At 49.5% G+C, this 18,018-nt stretch carries 18 protein-coding genes and 1 pseudogene; 14 read left to right on the top strand and 5 right to left on the bottom strand.

What is annotated here, in order from left to right; translation table 11 throughout:
- The first annotated feature begins 30 nt into the window (after window positions 1-30).
- Together BZJ17_RS08160 and BZJ17_RS08155 are read left to right on the top strand one after the other, a co-directional pair.
- A complete protein-coding gene (locus BZJ17_RS08160; protein ID WP_069590163.1) occupies window positions 31-909 on the top strand; it encodes a LysR family transcriptional regulator in 879 nt (292 codons plus the stop codon).
- A gap of 138 nt (window positions 910-1,047) precedes the next feature.
- Window positions 1,048-1,974, top strand: coding sequence for a putative sulfate exporter family transporter (locus tag BZJ17_RS08155; RefSeq protein WP_077640395.1), 927 nt, complete (start codon window positions 1,048-1,050; stop codon window positions 1,972-1,974).
- Between the two features lie 20 nt (window positions 1,975-1,994).
- Here BZJ17_RS08155 and BZJ17_RS17200 read toward each other — a convergent pair whose 3' ends face one another.
- Window positions 1,995-2,141 carry a hypothetical protein gene (locus BZJ17_RS17200; protein ID WP_157893175.1) on the bottom strand — a complete coding sequence of 49 codons (147 nt, stop codon included), beginning with the start codon at window positions 2,139-2,141 and terminating at the stop codon, window positions 1,995-1,997.
- Between the two features lie 270 nt (window positions 2,142-2,411).
- On the opposite strand from BZJ17_RS17200, the pseudogene BZJ17_RS08150 reads away from it, so the two are divergent.
- The 4 genes and pseudogenes from BZJ17_RS08150 to BZJ17_RS08135 all read left to right on the top strand — a co-directional run.
- Window positions 2,412-3,044, top strand: a pseudogene (locus BZJ17_RS08150) (cation transporter); the annotation flags it as partial.
- A 321-nt stretch (window positions 3,045-3,365) separates the two neighbouring features.
- Complete coding sequence (locus tag BZJ17_RS08145) at window positions 3,366-3,812, top strand: GNAT family N-acetyltransferase (protein WP_077640393.1); 447 nt, start codon at window positions 3,366-3,368, stop codon at window positions 3,810-3,812.
- A 22-nt stretch (window positions 3,813-3,834) separates the two neighbouring features.
- Window positions 3,835-5,046 carry an L-2-hydroxyglutarate oxidase gene (gene lhgO / locus BZJ17_RS08140; protein ID WP_077640392.1) on the top strand — a complete coding sequence of 404 codons (1,212 nt, stop codon included), beginning with the start codon at window positions 3,835-3,837 and terminating at the stop codon, window positions 5,044-5,046.
- Between the two features lie 70 nt (window positions 5,047-5,116).
- Window positions 5,117-6,136: a S66 peptidase family protein gene (locus BZJ17_RS08135; protein WP_077640391.1), complete on the top strand. Its 1,020-nt coding sequence runs from the start codon at window positions 5,117-5,119 to the stop codon at window positions 6,134-6,136.
- A gap of 7 nt (window positions 6,137-6,143) precedes the next feature.
- Here BZJ17_RS08135 and BZJ17_RS08130 read toward each other — a convergent pair whose 3' ends face one another.
- Window positions 6,144-6,782, bottom strand: a complete 639-nt coding sequence (locus BZJ17_RS08130; RefSeq protein WP_077640390.1) for an NAD(P)-dependent oxidoreductase — start codon at window positions 6,780-6,782, stop codon at window positions 6,144-6,146.
- Between the two features lie 107 nt (window positions 6,783-6,889).
- Between BZJ17_RS08130 and BZJ17_RS08125 the strand changes: the two genes are divergently transcribed.
- The gene (locus BZJ17_RS08125) at window positions 6,890-7,807 is read left to right on the top strand and encodes a LysR family transcriptional regulator (RefSeq protein ID WP_077640389.1); all 918 of its coding nucleotides are present in this window, start codon (window positions 6,890-6,892) and stop codon (window positions 7,805-7,807) included.
- Here the strand turns inward: BZJ17_RS08125 and BZJ17_RS08120 are convergent.
- Complete coding sequence (locus BZJ17_RS08120; RefSeq protein WP_077640388.1) at window positions 7,731-9,344, bottom strand: ATP-binding cassette domain-containing protein; 1,614 nt, start codon at window positions 9,342-9,344, stop codon at window positions 7,731-7,733. The two genes, BZJ17_RS08125 and BZJ17_RS08120, sit on opposite strands and share 77 nt — an antisense overlap.
- A 248-nt stretch (window positions 9,345-9,592) precedes the next feature.
- Window positions 9,593-10,099: an SCP2 sterol-binding domain-containing protein gene (locus tag BZJ17_RS08115; RefSeq protein WP_069590181.1), complete on the bottom strand. Its 507-nt coding sequence runs from the start codon at window positions 10,097-10,099 to the stop codon at window positions 9,593-9,595.
- Between the two features lie 219 nt (window positions 10,100-10,318).
- On the opposite strand from BZJ17_RS08115, the gene BZJ17_RS08110 reads away from it, so the two are divergent.
- From BZJ17_RS08110 to BZJ17_RS08085, 6 genes are all read left to right on the top strand, one after another.
- Window positions 10,319-11,314, top strand: coding sequence for a peptidase U32 family protein (locus tag BZJ17_RS08110; protein ID WP_077640387.1), 996 nt, complete (start codon window positions 10,319-10,321; stop codon window positions 11,312-11,314).
- A 9-nt stretch (window positions 11,315-11,323) separates the two neighbouring features.
- Window positions 11,324-12,199, top strand: coding sequence for a U32 family peptidase (locus tag BZJ17_RS08105; RefSeq protein ID WP_077640386.1), 876 nt, complete (start codon window positions 11,324-11,326; stop codon window positions 12,197-12,199).
- 46 nt (window positions 12,200-12,245) lie between these two features.
- The gene (locus tag BZJ17_RS08100; RefSeq protein WP_069362579.1) at window positions 12,246-13,574 is read left to right on the top strand and encodes an anaerobic C4-dicarboxylate transporter; all 1,329 of its coding nucleotides are present in this window, start codon (window positions 12,246-12,248) and stop codon (window positions 13,572-13,574) included.
- Window positions 13,575-13,602: 28 nt separating this feature from the next.
- Window positions 13,603-14,094 carry a GNAT family N-acetyltransferase gene (locus BZJ17_RS08095; RefSeq protein WP_069362578.1) on the top strand — a complete coding sequence of 164 codons (492 nt, stop codon included), beginning with the start codon at window positions 13,603-13,605 and terminating at the stop codon, window positions 14,092-14,094.
- Window positions 14,091-14,489 carry a VOC family protein gene (locus BZJ17_RS08090; RefSeq protein WP_077638971.1) on the top strand — a complete coding sequence of 133 codons (399 nt, stop codon included), beginning with the start codon at window positions 14,091-14,093 and terminating at the stop codon, window positions 14,487-14,489. The genes BZJ17_RS08095 and BZJ17_RS08090 overlap by 4 nt, the downstream gene beginning before the upstream one ends.
- Window positions 14,490-14,550: 61 nt before the next feature.
- The gene (locus tag BZJ17_RS08085; protein WP_077640385.1) at window positions 14,551-14,940 is read left to right on the top strand and encodes a hypothetical protein; all 390 of its coding nucleotides are present in this window, start codon (window positions 14,551-14,553) and stop codon (window positions 14,938-14,940) included.
- A 120-nt stretch (window positions 14,941-15,060) separates the two neighbouring features.
- Here the strand turns inward: BZJ17_RS08085 and BZJ17_RS08080 are convergent, their stop codons facing one another.
- On the bottom strand, window positions 15,061-15,978 hold the full coding sequence (locus BZJ17_RS08080; protein WP_077457506.1) for a hypothetical protein: 918 nt from the start codon (window positions 15,976-15,978) through the stop codon (window positions 15,061-15,063).
- A gap of 487 nt (window positions 15,979-16,465) precedes the next feature.
- On the opposite strand from BZJ17_RS08080, the gene katG reads away from it, so the two are divergent.
- Window positions 16,466-18,018: catalase/peroxidase HPI (gene katG, locus BZJ17_RS08075; RefSeq protein WP_241836781.1), on the top strand; the 1,553-nt coding region annotated here is incomplete at its 3' end.

The raw sequence follows: 18,018 nt of genomic DNA, 5'->3' as shown, positions 1-18,018 counted from the left end.
GCTCCGGTAGGATAGCGTGAGGAGGGCGGCATGAATCTAACCCAAATTGATGCGTTTTGTGCAGTCGCAGAGACCGGCTCAGTGTCTGAAGCTGCACGTCAGCTGGATGTGAATCGTTCACGATTGAGTATGGCGATTAAAGCGCTAGAACAATCACTTAACGCCGAATTGTTCTATCGCACCGGTAACCGTCTAACCCTGTCGGAAATCGGCAAAGCTGTGTACAAAGATTTCGAGAGCATATCGGTCACGGCGGCACGTATTCGTCGTACGTGCGAGCAAGCGAACGCGGGCTTTAATGCTGAAGTGTGGATTGCGCGTGATGATGCGATCCCCGATCAACTTTGGCAGGACTGGGCGCACCAGCTAAACAAGCGCTTTACCGCGACGTCCTTCAACCTCGTGTTAGCCTCGAGCGGTGATCTGGCCAATTTGGTTGAAACACAACAAGTCGATTTTGCGTTTGGAGTAGACTACGAGCGGATTGACGATCCGCGCATCAACTATCAACCGCTGGGTAAAATTCGCATGATGTCGGTGTGCAACAGTGAGCATCCGTTGAGTCGATTGCGTCGAGTCAGTGATGATCAATTGCGTAATGCCATGCAAGCGGTCATGGTCTATCTAAATGAAAAAGACAATCCCGAGCTTCAACCTTTCTCACGCCGCTACATTGGCTTTTCGAGCTTTGAATATATGCTCAATACCATCTTACAAGAAGAAGCGTGGGGCGTGTTGCCTGAGCCGCTGATCCGGCAATACTTACGAGAACAGCGCTTAGCAGTGATCAAACATACCTATGGTTTGACCCAAGAAGACTATTGTCTATTCACCGCCTCAGGGATGGCCGAGCATCCGGGAATCCAATGGCTGAGTGATAGCATTACCAACTACTTGTTTGATTTCTAAATACACGGCTCGATAAGTGGTTTTTCAATAGGTTGCCATATAGGTTAAGAAAAACTTAACCTAGGTTAAAAAGTTTAAGATTTTCTGAACACCTACCGAGCGCTACAATGCCGTCACTGATTTTTACTGAGCATCATTATGACCGCATACACGCGTTATCTTCCTTTTTCATTGGCTGTGTTAGCCTGTTTAACCCCTTGGGTAAGCTCGCCGATCGCTCTGGTGCTGGGCTTTTTGTTAACCTCCTTGGGCTGGGTACCAAGTGCAATCCCCCTCACCAAAATCACCAAAAAATTGCTGGCTTATTCGATTGTGGGTCTAGGGTTTGGTATCCCACTGCAAGAGGCGCTCGCTGTAACAGGCGATGGGATAGGGCTGATTATTGCCACCATTGCAGGCACGCTGGTTTTTGGCACATTACTGGCCAAACTTATGGGACTGGATAAAAAGACCGGTCACCTGATTGCCTCAGGCACTGCGATTTGTGGCGGCAGTGCAATCGCAGCTGTCTCGCCCGCTATCAACGCGGATGATAAACAAATTGGTCTCGCGTTAGGCACGGTGTTTGTGTTGAATTCATTGGCGCTGTTTGTGTTTCCTATGGTAGGACATGCGCTGGGGCTAGATCAGCACACGTTTGGAACCTGGGCGGCGATCGCGATTCATGATACGTCATCGGTGGTGGGCGCGGCGTCCGCTTATGGTGAGCAAGCACTAACGACCGCGACCACCCTCAAACTTGCGCGCGCATTATGGATTGTGCCTGTGGCGTTTGTCAGTGCACTCATGTTTCGCAGTCACGCTAAAAAAATCACGATTCCGTACTTTATCGTTTTCTATTGTCTGGCGATTGGTATCAGTGATGCCTTTGTCCAAGCGCAACCTATCTATGAAGTGATTTTCGCCATTTCAAAGCAAGTATTAGTGGTGTGTTTATTCTTAATCGGCTGCAGTATTTCTGTCACCCAGCTACGCACGGCAGGCCCTAAGCCTTTACTGTTTGGTGTTGCGCTGTGGGTGATTATCTCCTGTACATCGCTTGCTTGGCTGCTGCTCGCTGCCTAGCCTCCATCGTTGCCTCAGGTTCACTCATGCGGCGTGTCCTGAGGTAAACGTAATATCGCGACCAACAGAAACGCACTGAGTGCCGCACCAAACTGCCACCATCCTGTGCTGGTTATCGCGAGGAAAAGCTGCAAGCTAATTGCCGCGAGTAACACGCCTTTTCTCATCTTCTTAGTCCATAAAGAATCTAAATTAAGATTTAGTATGCGTAAAAGTTATATACAAGCAAAATGCGATTTAGCGCTATCTCATAACTAAAATTTGTTTAGAACACTCACTGTCAGAAATATTGACAGTCATTTTTTCTTGTAAGCAATTGAAATTATATTGTTTTTATTTGAAGTCTAACAGAGTGATGAAAATGTCAGCAAGTTCGTGTTTGTAAAGCGGCGCAGTAGCACCAAGAATATGTGCGTGTTTTCTACTTTTGGTGTTTTATGTCTCCTCAAAACGTGATCAATGAAAAGTCAGTATTAGTGTTTTCGGCCCTTCTCGCATTGGGGTTTGCCATCGCCGGCCTTGCCGTTGGATGGATTGCTGGCTCTTTAGTGATTATGTTCGACGGTATCTACTCGTTGATTAGTCTAGTGTTAACTTTGTTGTCACTGGGAGCGTCATGGTATATCCACTCGCGCTACGCACGGCCGATCACACGTGCGCTGCTTACTCCGCTTGTTGTCGCCATTAAAGGCGCTGTGATTATGTTGTTGGTGAGTTATTCTCTGTATGAAGCGGTCTCCTCCTTGGTCGAAGGCGGACGTGCGGTTAACCCGTCATTGGCAGTGCTATTTGGTATTATCAACGTGGTGGGTTGCGGTTACGGATGGTGGATGATTGCGCGTAAAAACCAAGCAGGGCAAAGCCAGTTGGTGGAGGCGGAATCGCGCCAGTGGCAAATGGACACCTTATTAAGTCTGGCGGTCACCTTGGGCTTTCTAGGTGCTTGGTTAGTGGCGCATTCACCTTGGTCGGATTATGCGGTTTATGCAGATCCTATGATGATGGTGTTGATGTCGTTCTACTTCATCAAAGTGCCATTTGTCATGGTGCGTAACGCGTTAAAAGAGCTCGCGCCTGTTACAGTAAAGTGGTATCGCACCCGCTCAATGGCGTAATCGGAACATGACGTAATACGGACCTACCCAAACGATCCTATATCCGTGCAGGGGTCGATAGATACTGAGGCGGCGTTTAGCCGCCTTATTTATGTCACCTTATGCACTATAACTTTTTTGATTGGCTTTCATATCAACCTAGGTACTGTGAACGATTTCAACGTAGTGTGAAGAGATATATTTTGTTCTTTATGCTCGTCTGTTGAGGTGTTGGCAGCAGAACGTCGTGATGGCGCTTACACTGAAAAGTAACCATAGCGCTGCGGTAGAGAAAGAATGTTGCATATAGCGAAAGCGGAGTTAAATGATCTAGATGCCCTCACCGTGTTATTTGACCAATACCAGCGCTGGCTTGCGATTCGTCCGCCGCTCAGCCAAACAAGGGCGTTTACTGAGCAACGGTTGCGCGAGCAAGATACTTGTATATTGACCGCTTCTTACCAATCCTCCATGGTGGGATTTGTCCACCTAACGCCTTTGTATTCATTGGCGAGGGCGCGCCGTGGCTTAATTATTAACGATTTGTACGTGCAGCCGGATTCACGGCGACAAGGTATCGCGCGGGCATTAATCTCGCACGCTCTCAAGGAGGCTCGTGCCCGCCAAGCCGCTTGCTTATTGCTACAAACCCATCAAAGCAACCATGCCGCTCATCATCTTTTTGAATCTTTTGGTTTTATTTGCGACGTTAGCCAGTATTATTTTCTGGACGTGACCGATTAACGGGTGACGAAAGGAGTAGCTAATGGCGTACGATTTTGTGGTCGTTGGGGGCGGTATCGTCGGCGTGGCCACCGCTTGGCAGTTGCAACAGCGATATCCAAACAAACGCACCTTATTGATAGAAAAGGAACCTGCTTTGGCCCAACATCAAACGGGCCATAACAGCGGCGTAATCCATGCTGGCGTGTATTATCCGCCCGGTAGTTTGAAGGCGGATTTTTGTAAGCGTGGCGCTGCCGCGACCAAAGCTTTTTGTGAGCAAGAGGGTATTCCTTATAAGCAGTGTGGCAAGTTAATCGTCGCGACCACAGAGACAGAACTGGCGCGGATGCATGATTTGTATCAACGTTGTTTGCTCAATGAGATCGAGTGCGAGTGTTGGGATGCCCAACAACTCGCCAGTGCTGAACCGAATGTGCGTGGTTTGGGCGCGATTTATGTCAAAGCGACCAGTGTTGTGGATTACGCGCAAGTCACAGAAAAAATGGCCGGACGCTTTGTCGCAGCTGGTGGGCATCTTGTGCTAAATACTCAAGTGACGAAGCTACACGAAGACCACGACGGTGTGCTGATTGATACCCAATCGCAGGGAGAGTCGCACCGTTATCACGCCGAATTTTTAGTTGTTTGTGCCGGTTTGATGGCAGATCGCATGGCGAAGCTGCAAGGGTTAGCGACATCGTTTCAAATCATCCCCTATCGTGGCGAATACTATCAGCTAGCGAAAAAGCATCGGGAGTTAGTGTCGCATTTGATCTATCCAGTGCCGGACCCAGATTTGCCTTTCTTGGGCGTCCATGTCACACGGATGGTTGATGGTGGTTTGACGGTAGGCCCAAATGCTGTTCAGGGCTGGAAACGCGAGGGGTATGCCACATACAATTTTAGTTGGCGTGATACGCTTGATATGCTGCGTTTTCGCGGATTTTGGCGAGTCACTGCAGCGAATCTGCGCACCGGTATAAAAGAATGGTGGAATGCGCATTATAAACCGGGATACCTCAAGCAGGTTCGTAAGTATTGCCCGTCAATTCAATTGGATGATTTACACCCTTATCCAGCCGGTATTCGTGCCCAAGCGGTGTTGAATAGCGGTGAGCTGGTGGGCGATTTCCTCTTCGTTCGATCTGCACGCAGTCTCCATGTGTGTAACGCCCCATCGCCAGCCGCGACTTCAGCCATGCCAATTGCCGAACACATTTGTCAGACTATCAGTACGCCTCACCGCGATTAATCGGCGAGTATTGTGACTGTCTCGTCCTGATGATTTAATGCTAGGGAGATTAAAAATCAAGGAAGACAAGATGTTATTGCCACCACCTCTTAAAAAAGGCGAGACAATTGGCTTTTTCTCGCCATCATCACCAGCCACCGTATTTGCGCCCCAACGATTTGAACGCGCGATGGACTATGTCAAAGCACAAGGCTTTGATCTGAAGGCGGGGGTATTGACCGGACAATCGGATCACTATCGCTCAGGCTCGATCAAGGCGCGTGCGGAAGAGCTCAACCAACTCATCCGTGATCCGAATGTGCGCTGCATCATGTCGACGATTGGTGGAATGAACAGCAATGCTTTACTTCCCTATATCGATTATGCCGCTTTGGCTGATGATCCTAAGATTATCGTGGGTTATTCGGACCTCACTGCTTTACTGCTCGGTATCTATGCCAAAACGGGATTAATCACGTTTTATGGGCCAGCCTTAGTGGCGTCTTTAGGGGAGTTTCCGCCACTGGTTGATGAAACCTTTGATGCGTTTCGAGCCGTAACAACTGAGAATGTAACGCTGCCGATGACCTATAAGATGCCTGCCCAATGGACGGATGTCATGATTGATTGGGGCGAACAGACAGAGGCAAAACCGACCTATGAGAATGCATGGCAATTTATGGGTAAAGGTCAGGTAAATGGGCGCATTATCGGTGGCAACCTCAATACGCTGAATGGGATCTGGGGAACGCCTTATATGCCAGCGATTGAAACAGGCGATATTCTGCTGATTGAAGACTCTTTGTTGGATATTGCCACGGTTGAGCGCTCACTCGCACACCTAAAACTGGCTGGGGTGTTTGATACGGTAGGTGCGGTGTTACTTGGTAAACACGAGCTGTTTGATGACAAAGGAACGGGACGTTCAACCTATAACGTTCTTGAAGAAATACTCGATGGCCAGCCGCTCGCTGTGGTTGATGGTTTTGACAGTTGCCATACGCATCCGATGTTAACCATACCTTTGGGGGCCCAAGCCTGTATTGATTTTGATGCCCAGACGGTCTCACTCACGCAACCTTGGTTGGCGGGTGAGCACGCTGGGCAATGAGCTTGGATTAGTAAGCCACACCGATACGTTGGCGACGGTGGGCGCCACTTTCCAGTTCGTCGATCATCGCGATAGCATAGTCAGCAACGCTGATTTTGCTGTCACCATGGTCATCGGTAAGCAAGGTATCCGCGCCAACGCGATAGCGGCCTATTTTGTCGCCCGGGAAAATCTCTGCGGCAGGGCTGACGAACGTCCAATCTAGGGTATGGGCGTGTTCACGGAATACCTTCAAAGCGTCGCCTTGAGCGAGCGCTTCTGCTTTATAAGCGTCAGGGAAGTCGGGCAGGCTGACCAGCTCGACTCCCGGCGCAACTTCTAGTGAGCCAGCACCGCCGACCCAGAGTAAACGTTTGACGTTAGCCGCGGGTAACTCGTCAATTAAGCGCTTAGCGCTGTTTGCCACCATCTCATGGTTGCCTGCAGCGCGCCCGCCCACGGCGGCAATGACTGCATCAGCGTCAGCAACGGCCTGTTGTACAGAGTGATGGTTATTCAGCAAGTCGAATTGACGCACCTCGACATCGTTGCGGGTCACTTTTTCTGGCTGACGGACAAGAGCGATAACCTCATGCCCACGATGACGCGCTTCTTCGACGATTTGGCTACCGATCCAACCTGTTGCACCAATAATTGCGATTTTCATATTGTCTTCCTCATGCTGTGATTGCTTGGATGGATGTAGCTTATTAGCTTTCATTTATTGGATAAACAATCATAATAGATACAGTTTGTATCAATTAAAGAGGCAATATGGATAGACTTACGGCAATACGTAGTTTTGTAGAAGTGGCCAATTGCAAAAGCTTTACGCGGGCGGCCGRACAACTTGGGCTAACGCGTTTGCAAGTTTCAAGGCATGTGCAAGAGGTCGAGCAATGGCTTGCGCAGCGTCTGTTGCATCGAACAACGCGTAAAGTCAGCTTAACGTATGCCGGTGAGCAAGCCTATGGTCATTGCCAGCGTATTTTGGACGAAGCGGCGGCGTTAACGTTGACGACTGGACGATTACACGGCGCTTTAAGCGGTCGTATTCGAGTTGCTGCGCCAATCGGCTTAGCGCAAGGGATCCTTGTTGCGCCAGTAACGCAATTTACCGATGCGCATCCAGAGGTCGTGATTGAAGTGATTGCCTCCGACCAATTTACGCCCTTAGTGGATGAGCGGGTCGATATTGCATTGCGCTTTACACCTCAGCCGGATGAGCATTTAATTGCCCGCAAACTCATGGCTATCGATTCTATCGTGTGTGCGTCACCGGCATATATAGCCCAGGCGTCCCAGCCTAATCACCCGAGCGATCTCATTGATCACCCGTGCTTGATTCATGTCAGCGGTGATCATTGGCAGTTTATTAAAGACAGTCGCCGAGAAGAGATAAGAGTGAGTGGGCCGATTCACGCCAACGACTTAGGCACCTTGGTCAATGCGGCGCGAATGGGAAAAGGGATTGTCCGTGTGCCATGTGATTTAGCCAATCCCTATGTGGAGCAAGAGGAATTGATACCCTTGCTGACCGATTATCGCTTACCGCCCAGCGCACTGTGGGCGGTCTATTTATCGCGTAGTTATCAACAGCCTGTCGTACGCCACTTTATCGATCACTTAGCAAGCTGCTGGCAGCATGATATTCAAGCTCCCATTGATGGGTCAGATGCAGCGCATCAATAAAAGCATCGTCATGGCTGACCAATATATAGGCACCTTGATAATGATTAAGCGCGTCGACCAGTGCGTGTTTGGCTGAGATGTCGAGGTGATTGTCCGGCTCATCCAACAGTAACAGTGGCTGGGCGTGTTGGTGAGATACCGCTAACATCGCCACTTTCATCTTCTCGCCACCGCTTAAACTATCAATCGTTTGATAAACGCGATCGCCACGTAACCCTAAGCTAGCAAGGCAGGTTCGAGCATCCGACTCTGACAAGTCGCTATGATGGCGCAAACAAGATAGCAGTGTTTGTTTGGGATCCAGTAGTGAGAAGTGTTGATCTAGATACACACAGTCACCGACAACGTCAATTGAGCCGCTAACAGGCGCGTGATGTCCCATTAACGTCCGCAGTAACGTAGATTTTCCTGCACCGTTTCTCCCTGTTAGTAGCCAATGCTCCCCCGCGTAGACAGACCAATCAAGCGGTTCAGTGTATCCGAATGGCAACTGACACTGAGTGGCTTTTATAAGCCGTCGCCGTTTTATTGGCTCTGAGTGATGCATATACAGCGTTGGGTTGTTTTCCGGAAGCTGCGTATCCAACGCGTCGAGTTGCTTTTGGTAACGCTTAAGTTGCTGAGAAAATTGTGTTTTCGCTCGAGACTTAGCGTCTTGCGCACTTTCTTTTTGTCCATYCAGAATCGACTTTGCCTGACTGGATTTTTTACGTAATTGTTTACCTTTTGATTCGCGCTTCTGTGCCTTTTCAGCGCTTTGCTGCTGTTGACGTAATACCTGTTTGTGCTGTTTATTCAGGTGCGTTCGTTTCGCGATGAGTGCTTCCTGTTCTTGCCGTTGCGTGCGAATGAAGTCGTCATAGTTGCCCGTGTATTTTGCGATACCTTGTGGTGTTAATGCATAGATAGCTCGCATATGGCGAAGTAACTGTTGGTCGTGACTCACCGTGATCACTAAGCCAGGATAGTTTTCGATCCAGCTTACGAGCTTATGTCGTGCGGTTCGGTCAAGATGATTACTTGGTTCATCGAGCAATACGATATGCGCTTGAGAGTGAAAAACGCGATATAAACTCAGCAGCGTCAATTGGCCACCGCTAAGCACATGCAAAGGCGCTGACAAAGCGGCATCAATACCTAACTGGGTCAGTGTTGCCTGATAGCGTTCGGCGATATCCCAGTCATCATTTACTTGCTCATAATGTGTTGGGTCGACGCTTCCAGCCTCAATGGCCGACAACGCATGAAGCTGTTCGCTGATGCCAAGTACTTCAGCCAATGTTTGTGTCTTTGGGGCGGTAATATGCTGTGATAGGTAAGCAATATCGCCATCGCGTTGTACATGGCCTGAATAATGAATTTCTTGCGTGGATGGCAACGTATGACCTGCCAACAGCGCGAGGAGGAGTGATTTTCCGGTGCCATTATCTCCCACAAGGCCAATGGGGCCGTGCTCAAAGGTGATAGAGACAGGTTCAAACAATACTCGCCCATCGGGCAGCGTCACGCTGAGATCATGTGTAATAAGGTAAGGCATAAGGCCTCCTTTATGTAAAGCAACACAAAGGGGCGGCGGTATGTGCTACACAGAAAACCTGCGTAGAGACAGTTTGGCAATAGAGAAAACGTAAGCCCAGTGACCATGAATACCGACTAACCCCAAGATACCGAATATAAAAACGGTGTAATGAGTGTTAGTTGTTCATTGGCACAGACTCCGCTAAAGAAAGGAAACAGAATCATATAATAGGCGACTGGGCGTCTGCAACCCCAGCCGCTCGTGCACTACAACGCGAGTTTAGTGAGGTAGTGATGGCTTAACGTCAGTGAGCGTGCCAGCGGCTTGGGCAGGGTGTCGATTTCGAGGCTATCAAGCAGGTTTTTCACATGCAGCCCAAGTTCGGTATCACCACTGATACTGAGTTGGCGCTGGAAAAACAGCGTATCCGGATCGCAATAGTGGGTCGCCATTTTTAAAAACGCTAACCAATCTCCCTCGATACTGGCGTCTTCTTCCCCAGACAAGCGGACCAATAATTGGTTGTCTTCGTTCAGCGACACGAACCAATTCGCGTTGAGATCGCGCAATCCAATGCGAATGGTACGGCCAGCAAGAAAGTCGAACTCGTCCTCTGCCAGAGGCACCGCAAAAGCGGTATTCATGACTTTGGTCAGCATCTGAGCTTGCAGCCCATGTGGTAACTGAGTGATGGCTTTTAGCCCTGGTGTAATCAGGTTGGGCTGAGGCAGTGGCAGGGCAAGGGGTTGTTGGGTGATTGGGTTAACGAGCATTTGGCTTTCCTTTGGTGCCAATGGTTGATTGCCACTAGAGTAGCGAGATTGAATGCCTCGTCATTGGATCCGAGTCAAAAATGAGAGGAGTTTTTGTGCCAACAGCGTCATTTATCGCGATTTTTATCATCATGGATAAGTGAGCTTGATGCACATCAACCCCCCACATTGGCAACGCCCTTATCTTAGCTGGACAATCATAAAATGGAATGCAATGTTATGGAGCTCCTTTGTCCGGCGGGCAATATTCCGGCGGTTAAAAAAGCGATCGAACATGGCGCCGATGCAGTGTATGTCGGCTTAAAAGACGATACCAATGCGCGCCATTTTGCGGGGCTGAACTTTACCGACAGCAAATTGCAGCGTGCCAGTCAGTATGTACATGACCACGGCAAATACTTGCACGTTGCCATTAATACCTTTGCCCATCCTGATGGTTGGCGCCGTTGGCAATATGCGATTGATAGCGCCGCCGGAAATGGCGCAGATGCGCTGATCCTCGCTGACATGGCCTGTTTAGACTATGCTGCCAACACCTATCCCGATTTGGATATACACCTTTCTGTTCAAGCATCCGCCACCAACGCTGGGGCGATCCGTTTCTATCAGCAGCAATATGGCGTTAAGCGAGTGGTATTGCCGCGGGTGCTGTCTATTCATCAGGTTAAACAACTGGCACGCGATACCGATGTCGATTTAGAGGTATTTGCCTTCGGCAGCCTGTGCATTATGGCTGAAGGGCGCTGTTATTTATCGTCTTATCTTACCGGCCAATCGCCCAATACCGTGGGCGCTTGCTCACCGGCAGCATTCGTGCGCTGGCAAGATACTGAGCATGGGTTGGAGTCGCGCTTAAACGGCGTCTTGATTGATCGGTACCAAGCCGATGAAAAAGCGGGATATCCCACCCTATGCAAAGGTCGTTTCTGTGTCGATGGCAACCGCTATCACGCACTGGAAGAGCCCACCAGTTTGAACACTTTAAGTGTCCTGCCTGAGCTTTATCGCGCCGGGATCAAATCGGTCAAAATCGAAGGTCGTCAGCGCAGCCCTGCGTATGTGGAGCAAGTTGCACGGGTATGGCGTCAAGCGATTGATCGCTGTGTCGCAAACCCTGATGCGTTTGATATTGCACCGGATTGGGCGCACTCGCTCGATAGTCTTTCTGAAGGGGTGCAAACCAGTTTGGGTGCTTACCATCGCAAGTGGCAATAAGGAATTATGATGCAATTTTCTCTCGGGCCGATCCTGTATTACTGGCCTAAGGCTGAGGTTGAAGCCTTTTATCAAGCAGTGGCTGACAGCCAAGCCGATGTAATTTATCTCGGTGAAACCGTCTGTGCCAAGCGGCGAGAGCTGAAAACCAAAGACTGGATCGGGCTCGCGCGTGAGCTGGCTGAGTCTGGTAAACAAGTGGTGCTCTCGACCATGGCGCTGATTGAAGCGCCCTCAGAGCTGAGCATGCTAAAACGCTACTGTGATAATGATGATATTCGCATTGAAGCGAATGACGTGAGTGCGGTGCAGTTTTTAAGTGAGCGTCGGCAGCCCTTTGTGGTGGGGGCCGCTATCAACTGCTATAACCCACAAACATTAAAGCAATTTGTCGACCTGGGTATGACACGCTGGGTGATGCCGGTGGAGCTTTCGCGCGATTGGTTGGTGAATATGTTGAACGGCTGCGATGCACTGGGTATTCGCGATCAGTTTGAGGTGGAGGTCACTGGCTATGGTTACTTACCACTGGCTTATTCGGCACGCTGTTTTACCGCGCGCTCAGAAAACCGTGCCAAAGATGACTGCGAGCTGTGCTGCCTCAACTACCCCAATGGACGGTTAACCGAGTCACAAGAGGGTCAAGCGGTATTTGTGCTGAACGGCATTCAAACCCAGTCTGGGCAGTGCACAAATCTCATTAACGATTTACCGTCAATGCAAGGGCTGGTGGATGTGGTGCGGTTAAGTCCACTGTCGCTTGACACCTTGTACTGGGTAGACAAATTCCGTGCTAACCAAGCAGGCAATAACCCRCAACCGCTTAACCACGATTGCAACGGCTATTGGCACCACTTGGCAGGCATGACACAAGTTCTAGGCTAAACGCATAACAAAAACAGCCTGCGTAGTCGGGTAGAGAGGTGAGGGTATGTTGTATTTAGAGTTCTTGTTCTTACTGCTAATGCTGTACATCGGCTCCCGATACGGGGGCATTGGGCTGGGCGTGGTCTCAGGGATTGGCTTGGTCATCGAAGTGTTTATCTTCCAGATGCCGCCAACGTCACCGCCCGTGACCGTGATGCTGATTATTCTTGCGGTCGTCACCTGCGCCTCTATCTTGGAAGCGGCTGGCGGCCTTAAGTATATGCTGCAAGTGGCGGAGCGATTATTGCGTAAAAATCCAAAACGCGTCACCTTGATAGCACCGTTTGTCACCTATGCCATGACCTTTATGCTTGGTACTGGTCACGCGGTGTATTCCATTATGCCGATTATCGGTGATGTCGCGCTGAAAAATGGTATTCGTCCGGAGCGCCCAATGGCGGCGGCGTCGGTTGCCTCTCAAATCGCGATTACGGCCTCGCCGATTTCTGCTGCGGTGGTGTATTACCTTGCACAGCTTGCCGATATTCAACATGATATTACGTTAGTCTCGATTCTGTTGGTAACTGTCCCCGCTACCTTGTTCGGTACCTTGCTGATGTCTCTGTATAGCTTGCGCCGCGGCAAAGAGCTGGATGACGATCCGGATTACCAAGCGCGTTTACAAGACCCCGAATGGCGCGAGCGTATCGAAAATACCACCGCGACCTCGTTAGATGAGGTATTACCCCGTTCCGCGCGCAATGCGGTGTTACTGTTCATCAGTGCCATCGTTACCATTGTGATTATCGCGATGTGGCCAGAAATTCGCACAGTAGCAGGGGCGAGTAAAGCCATCAGCATGTCGGTGGTTATTCAAATGATGATGCTCTGCTTTGGCGGGATCATATTACTGGCGACTAAAACGGATCCGCGTAATGTGCCGAATGGCGTGGTGTTTAAATCTGGGATGGTGGCGGCCATTGCTATCTTCGGGATTGCTTGGATGTCAGACACTTACTTCCAATACGCGATGCCGCAATTTAAGTCGGGAATTGTGGAGATGGTCACTCAATATCCGTGGTCTTTTGCACTTGCCTTGTTTATTGTGTCAGTGGTTGTTAACTCGCAAGCCGCGACCGCACGGATGATGTTGCCGGTGGGTCTTGGGTTAGGGCTCGATCCTGCGCTGCTTATCGGTATTATGCCGGCCGTGTATGGGTACTTCTTTATTCCCAACTATCCTTCTGATATTGCGACAGTGAACTTCGATGCATCCGGCACCACCAAAATTGGTAAATGGTATTTCAACCATTCATTTATGGCGGTCGGCTTAATTGGCGTGGTGAGCGCTTGTGCGCTCGGTTATGTATTAGGGCAGATTTTTATCGCCTAATACACAAAAGGATTTAAAGGACACAAGGATGCAAGTGAGACGTGCCTCGGTTGAGGACTTGGATGCCATCTTCGCCCTGAATGTACAAATTGGTGACATGCACCATCAACATGCGCCGCATCTGTTTGCAACGCCTGGCCCAAGCGGTCGGGCGTTTTTGCAGCAAGCGCTGCAAGAAGAGGATAAGTACTTTTGGGTGGCAGAGCATCAAAACAAAGTGATTGGCTTTTTGTCGGCAAGGCTGGAATCGTTTGTACACATTCCTCATCTGGTCGATGATCCCATGTGTCATGTGAATACCATTGTGGTTGACCGTGATGCGCGTGGAACCGGCGCGGGCAAAGCGTTAATGGCTGCGTGTACCCAATGGGCGAAAGACAATCATGCCACTGTGATTAAACTAGAAGTGATGACGTTTAATCAGGATGCGCAGGCGTTTTACCATGCGCTGGGGTTTACCCCCGACTCTATCACCATGATGCAAACATTGAATTGCGAGCCGGAGGAGCCAGCACAATGATTGATAAAGACACCGTGATGCGGGTGGCACGACCCACTGACAATTTAGCCGACATTACTAATATGTATTGTGATGGGCTGGGGTTTGAGCTATTGGCGACGTTTTCGGGCCATAATGATTTTGATGGCGCCATAATTGGTCACCCACATCATAACTATCACCTTGAATTTACCCATCATCGCGGCACCCATGTCGGTCCAGCACCGTCACAGGAAAACCTGTTGGTCTTTTACTTGCCAGATCACGCTGCATGGCAGACTGCGTGTCAACAAATTGAAGCCGCTGGGTTTAAACCTGTGCCGAGTTACAATAGCTACTGGGATAAAGACGGGCGTACCTTTGAAGATCTGGACGGTTATCGTGTGGTACTACAAAACCGTGAGTGGGCGTATTAAATAACTTAGCCTTGCCGTGTGTCTATCTAATTGACGTTTTTTGTGCGACAGAGTAAAAAACATGGAAGAACTTTTTAAAAAATATAATGCTGCATGGGATGCACTCAATCCATGTGCAATCGCCGATCTATATCGGCTTCCTTGTGCAATATCAGATTCAGATGGGGTAAATGTTTTTTGTGACAATCTTTCACTGACTAAAAAACTGACAAAAAATTGTGAAGATATGGCTAGCTTCGGATACCTAGAAGCCAAATTCAACATACTAAACCAGCAGTCGTTGGATACTGATCAGGTCGCTGTCACTATTGGTTGGCGTATTAGAACGGTAAGCCAAGATATAGAATTTCGCGCTTTGTATATTTGCCATCAAATTGAAGAAAAGTGGTACGTATACAGTGCAAACGTCTACCGAGGAAGCTTTGATAACGCCTCCACAAAAGGCGATTAACACGTTTAGCTCGACGTGGCATGCTTGAACAGTAACATAGCGGCTTTTTTATTGTACCGCTACGTCACTGCTTGTTAGTGGACCAATACTCCATCGTTGAATAAAGGGAGCAGAGGATGATTACTTGATCGCGTCCGCTTCTTGTTTTTGACGTGCGCGATGTGCCGGACCAAAGCAGAACTGAATTTGGTCCGCGCTCGGTGAAGCGGGTGTTGTGGTGCCATCCAGCCAGTCATCCCAGCTTTTCACAAATTTATCGGCGAGCTTCTCCGCGGCACTTTCATTCCACAGTCCACCTTTAAAGGTCAGTTCCATCACATTCACAGTGATCTCAGTTTTGTACTGATCTTTAGGCGCACCTTTACCTGAGCTGTGACTGCGCTCCATCATCATAAAGGTTTGCTGAATACCGACGACAATGTCCGTCCCAGTCGCGTTCATGGTGTTTTGGACAAACAAGGTTTTGGTGTTTTGGGTATTCACTCGGCTAGTACACGCCTTGGCAAGGTTCACAATACTGTTTTTAATCAGCGGAACATCTTGCTCGGTGATCCCATCATAGAGGCCAACGACTTTATCAATCAGAGAGTTGTAGTTCTCTTCTTCGTAATGCACCGTGGTGCGCTCTGATTGGGTGACATTAAAAAAGGGCACTTTAAGAATGGAGCTCACAAACTCCTGAAACCCTTCGGCATTCTTGTCATTATCTGGGTCTAGCGGATTCCAGCCGGTGCGGCTTTGAGCTAAGCCTAAAATGCTCGACACCGCGTTACCGGTAGACTCGGTGAGCAAGCGAACAATTTCACTGTGATTGCCAGCGCTAATAGCATCATCCAATTTCTTACCTTGCGCCGATTCTGTTTGCGCATTTTTACCGGCACCGATGGTGTTTTGACCTGATACTGTGCTGTCGCCATCGCGTGGCACCGCAAAGAGCGCGCTGTGCTGCAGTTGCTGTTGGTTAGAAACCAAATGTTGGTGGTTATTCAGCCAAGTATCAAATTGGGATGTCAGGTTTTGTGCATCTGAAGCGTTCATAATTGTGTTCCTAATTGCGACAATGTGGATCGTGATTGAATGAGCTTCAATCGCTTAGGGCAACAACAAAATCCTGCCTGCAAAATTAGGCTAGTCTGCTTTGTTTTATTTTCCATCAGGTGACGAAGATAATCTTCTATAGGGGATAGGAGTCTATCGTTATAGACTGAAATATAATGCCTTTTTCTTGACGTTGATTTGACGAAGTCATGCTGCCGTTGTGTTTTAATGACAACACAAGGCGTTAGGAAGTGGCGTGTCTATTTATCAATGCATTAGCAGTGTGGCATTAAGCGTATGCTGACTGGTAACCGTGGTGTCAGCAATCACAGTAATTGGCAAAACAGATTAGCGCAGATGTCTCATGCCTATTAACGTTGTATTAGTCGGGACAATCATGCACTTCGCCTGATTGCCTATTAACGCAATGCGCAAGCTGATTCGCTGTGAAGAAAGCTTGTCGAACAATAAGAGCAAGGAGAAAGCAATGTCTCAACAACGCTCAACGTCAGGTGGCCAGTGCCCTGTCATGCACGGCAGCAAAACCTCGGAAGCGATGGCACACAAAACCTGGTGGCCAAACGCGCTAAACCTCGACATTCTTCATCAACATGACAGTAAAACCTCCCCCTTTGATGATAACTTCGATTATCACGCCGCGCTTAAAACGCTCGATATCGATGCATTAAAAAAGGATGTGAAAGCGTTACTGACCGAGAGTCAGTCTTGGTGGCCCGCCGATTGGGGTCATTATGGCGGCTTGATGATCCGCATGGCATGGCACTCCGCGGGGAGCTATCGCATTGCTGACGGTCGCGGTGGCGGTGCCACCGGTAATCAGCGTTTTGCGCCTTTAAACTCATGGCCGGATAACGCCAACCTCGATAAGGCCCGCCGCCTGTTGTGGCCGATTAAGAAAAAATATGGCAACAAAATTAGCTGGGCAGATTTGATCTTGCTGGCGGGGACGATGGCGTATGAGTCGATGGGCTTAAAACCCTATGGATTTGCATTTGGCCGCGAGGATATTTGGCACCCTGAGAAAGATACCTACTGGGGCGCAGAGAAAGAATGGCTGGCGCCAAGTGATGCTGAAAACAGCCGCTACTCTGGTGAACGCGATCTGGAAAACCCATTGGCAGCGGTGATGATGGGGCTGATTTATGTCAACCCAGAAGGGGTAGATGGCCATCCGGATCCGCTTAAAACCGCGCAAGATATGCGTGTCACCTTCGAGCGCATGGCGATGAACGATGAAGAAACGGTCGCACTCACCGCAGGTGGCCATACAGTCGGTAAGTGTCACGGCAATGGCGATGCGGAACAGCTCGGCCCCGAGCCGGAAGGTGCAGCGATTGAAGAGCAAGGCTTAGGGTGGAACAACCATCAAGCGCGTGGCATTGGTCGCGATACGGTCACCAGTGGCATTGAAGGGGCGTGGACCACCCATCCCACACAATGGGATAACGGCTACTTTTATCTGTTGTTTAACTACGAGTGGGAATTGAAGAAAAGCCCAGCAGGTGCGTGGCAGTGGGAGCCCATCGACATCAAAGAAGAAGATAAACCTGTCGATGTGGAAGACCCTTCCATTCGTCGTAATCCCATCATGACGGATGCCGACATGGCACTCAAGATGGATCCAACCTATCGCAGCATTGCGGAGCGTTTTTATCAACATCCCGAGCAGTTAGCGGATGCCTTTGCTAAAGCCTGGTTCAAACTTACGCACCGCGACATGGGGCCTAAATCGCGCTACATCGGCCCAGATGTGCCAAGTGAAGACTTGATTTGGCAAGATCCTGTACCGGCAGGACGCACCGACTATGACGTCGCGGCGGTAAAAGCGGATATTGCCAACAGTGATCTGACACTGGCAGAGAAAGTGACGACTGCATGGGATAGTGCGCGAACTTATCGGCAATCCGATAAACGGGGTGGGGCGAACGGCGCGCGGATCCGCCTTGCGCCGCAAAAAGATTTGCAGGGGAACGAGCCGGAGCGTTTGTCGAAGGTAGTCAACGTGCTGAGCAATATTGC

This window comes from Salinivibrio sp. IB574, assembly GCF_001996205.1.
GTDB classification, from domain to species: domain Bacteria; phylum Pseudomonadota; class Gammaproteobacteria; order Enterobacterales; family Vibrionaceae; genus Salinivibrio; species Salinivibrio proteolyticus.
This window is presented reverse-complemented; position numbering and strand designations above follow the sequence as displayed.

What these genes read in the sequence shown, in the direction of transcription:
- BZJ17_RS08155 (WP_077640395.1), top strand. Translation starts at nt 1,048, where the DNA reads ATGACCGCATACACGCGTTATCTTCCTTTTTCATTGGCTGTGTTAGCC.
- BZJ17_RS08110 (WP_077640387.1), top strand. Translation starts at nt 10,319, where the DNA reads ATGGAGCTCCTTTGTCCGGCGGGCAATATTCCGGCGGTTAAAAAAGCG.
- lhgO (WP_077640392.1), top strand. Translation starts at nt 3,835, where the DNA reads ATGGCGTACGATTTTGTGGTCGTTGGGGGCGGTATCGTCGGCGTGGCC.
- BZJ17_RS08135 (WP_077640391.1), top strand. Translation starts at nt 5,117, where the DNA reads ATGTTATTGCCACCACCTCTTAAAAAAGGCGAGACAATTGGCTTTTTC.
- BZJ17_RS08145 (WP_077640393.1), top strand. Translation starts at nt 3,366, where the DNA reads ATGTTGCATATAGCGAAAGCGGAGTTAAATGATCTAGATGCCCTCACC.
- BZJ17_RS08095 (WP_069362578.1), top strand. Translation starts at nt 13,603, where the DNA reads ATGCAAGTGAGACGTGCCTCGGTTGAGGACTTGGATGCCATCTTCGCC.
- BZJ17_RS08160 (WP_069590163.1), top strand. Translation starts at nt 31, where the DNA reads ATGAATCTAACCCAAATTGATGCGTTTTGTGCAGTCGCAGAGACCGGC.
- BZJ17_RS08130 (WP_077640390.1), bottom strand. Translation starts at nt 6,782, where the DNA reads ATGAAAATCGCAATTATTGGTGCAACAGGTTGGATCGGTAGCCAAATC.
- BZJ17_RS08115 (WP_069590181.1), bottom strand. Translation starts at nt 10,099, where the DNA reads ATGCTCGTTAACCCAATCACCCAACAACCCCTTGCCCTGCCACTGCCT.
- BZJ17_RS08100 (WP_069362579.1), top strand. Translation starts at nt 12,246, where the DNA reads ATGTTGTATTTAGAGTTCTTGTTCTTACTGCTAATGCTGTACATCGGC.
- BZJ17_RS08085 (WP_077640385.1), top strand. Translation starts at nt 14,551, where the DNA reads ATGGAAGAACTTTTTAAAAAATATAATGCTGCATGGGATGCACTCAAT.
- BZJ17_RS08080 (WP_077457506.1), bottom strand. Translation starts at nt 15,978, where the DNA reads ATGAACGCTTCAGATGCACAAAACCTGACATCCCAATTTGATACTTGG.
- BZJ17_RS17200 (WP_157893175.1), bottom strand. Translation starts at nt 2,141, where the DNA reads ATGAGAAAAGGCGTGTTACTCGCGGCAATTAGCTTGCAGCTTTTCCTC.
- BZJ17_RS08090 (WP_077638971.1), top strand. Translation starts at nt 14,091, where the DNA reads ATGATTGATAAAGACACCGTGATGCGGGTGGCACGACCCACTGACAAT.